The sequence below is a fragment of the Stenotrophomonas sp. SMYL20 genome (assembly GCF_036320045.1).
Taxonomy (GTDB): domain Bacteria; phylum Pseudomonadota; class Gammaproteobacteria; order Xanthomonadales; family Xanthomonadaceae; genus Stenotrophomonas; species Stenotrophomonas maltophilia_A.
This window is the reverse complement of sequence record NZ_JAWIRT010000009.1, coordinates 169430-171022: the sequence shown is the minus strand read 5'-3', so window position 1 is coordinate 171022 and position 1593 is coordinate 169430. Positions and strand designations below refer to the sequence as shown.

General features: G+C 68.7%; 2 protein-coding genes. One reads left to right on the top strand and one right to left on the bottom strand.

What is annotated here, in order from left to right:
* Nucleotides 1-255: 255 nt before the first annotated feature.
* Nucleotides 256-702 (bottom strand): copper chaperone PCu(A)C, encoded by a 447-nt coding sequence (locus V3B48_RS09180; protein WP_149909378.1) that lies wholly within the window; start codon nucleotides 700-702, stop codon nucleotides 256-258.
* A 34-nt stretch (nucleotides 703-736) separates the two neighbouring features.
* On the opposite strand from V3B48_RS09180, the gene V3B48_RS09175 reads away from it, so the two are divergent.
* Nucleotides 737-1513 carry an enoyl-CoA hydratase/isomerase family protein gene (locus V3B48_RS09175; RefSeq protein ID WP_329893577.1) on the top strand — a complete coding sequence of 259 codons (777 nt, stop codon included), beginning with the start codon at nucleotides 737-739 and terminating at the stop codon, nucleotides 1511-1513.
* Nucleotides 1514-1593 lie beyond the last annotated feature (80 nt).

Sequence of the window (1593 nt, the reverse complement as noted above, 5' to 3'; positions counted from 1 at the left end):
TCCCCTTTGGGGGCCGTACGATCCTTTATCGACGTTCGTGTGCGGGATGGGGATCGCTCGACTCGTCTGTCGGCTAGTATCCGCAGATGCATGCTTGACGGTCCCTCCACCCTGGCTCCTACATACCGCGTAGGAGCCGGGAGGAACATACAAGCTTGCTCGACTGCTGCAGGCCGGGGCCGTCGAGCAAGCTCGACGCTACGACGGCCATCCCAACCCCTTGCGTCAGCAGCAGCGTCCCGTTTCCCCGCGCGCTTACGGCGCGGCCTTGCGCACCACCAACGTCGCGCTCGCTTCGCCACCGCCCTCCAGCTGCAGCCGCAGCGGCAGCGCCTGGCCTTCCTTCAACGCGCCCTTGCCCTGCATCAGCATCAGGTGCAGGCCACCGGGCTTGAGCTCGGCGCGCGCGCCCGGCGCCAGCGGCAGACGCTCGATCGCGCGCATCCGGCTGACCCCATCCGTGATCGTGGTTTCGTGCAGCGACACATCATTGAAGCTGCTGCTGGTCGCGCCAGTGATCGCCACCGCCTTGCTGCAGCCGTTGTGGATCACGCCGTAGCCGGCGGTCATCGGCATCGCCGGATTCGGTGGCAACCGCGCCCAGCCCTGCTCCACCGTGACGCAGTCCGGTTCCGCCGCCGACGCCGATGCTGCGGCCGCACACAGAACCAACAGTACGCCAACGAATGGTTTGGTTATCATCGCCCAGGTTCCTTCTTCGCAACGAGACCGCAGCATGACGACGCTCATCGAGGTGATCAACCATGGCCCCATCCGCGAACTGCGCCTGGCGCGGCCACCGGTCAACGCACTGGACACCGAACTGTGCCGGCAGTTGATCCATGCCATCGAGCTGGCCATGGCCGAAGACGCGCACGGCATCGTGCTGTCGGGCAGCGAGCGCATCTTCACCGGCGGTATGGACGTGCCGCACCTGCTCTCGCATGGTGATGACAAGCACAAGTTGTTGGACACCTGGAACGCCTTCTTTGGCGCCGTGCGCACGCTGGCCGAGAGCCGGATCCCCGTGGTCGCGGCGATCACCGGCCACGCACCGGCGGGCGGCTGCGTGCTGGCCCTGTGCTGCGACTACCGGGTGATGGCGCACAGCGCCGATCCGTCGCGGCCGTATGCCATCGGCCTGAACGAAGTGCAGGTGGGCCTGATCGCGCCGGAGGGCATCCAGCGCCTGCTGCGCCGCGCGGTGGGCGTACACCGCGCCGGCGTCCTGCTGACCACCGGCTCGCTGGTGCCGGCCGAACAGGCGCTGCAGATCGGCCTGGTCGATGAACTGGCCGAAGGCGACCTGGTGGTGGCGCGCGCCATCGCCTGGCTGCAGAACCTGCTCAAGCAGCCGCGCCAGCCGATGCTGCTGACCCGCGCCATTGCCCGTGCCGACCTGCACGAAGCCCTGCACCCGGACCTGATCCAGCTCGACCGCTTCGTCGAGGCCTGGTTCGCCCCGGATGCGCAGAATGCCCTGCAGGCGCTGGTCGCCCGGCTGGGCAAGTAACCGGTAGTGGGGGGGGGGGGGGGGGGGCCCGCCGGGGGGGGGGGTCGGGCGAACGGTTCCTGGGCGGCCGCGGCCCCAGA

Coding starts and splice junctions, on each gene's coding strand:
- V3B48_RS09180 (WP_149909378.1), bottom strand. CDS start 702: ATGATAACCAAACCATTCGTTGGCGTACTGTTGGTTCTGTGTGCGGCC.
- V3B48_RS09175 (WP_329893577.1), top strand. CDS start 737: ATGACGACGCTCATCGAGGTGATCAACCATGGCCCCATCCGCGAACTG.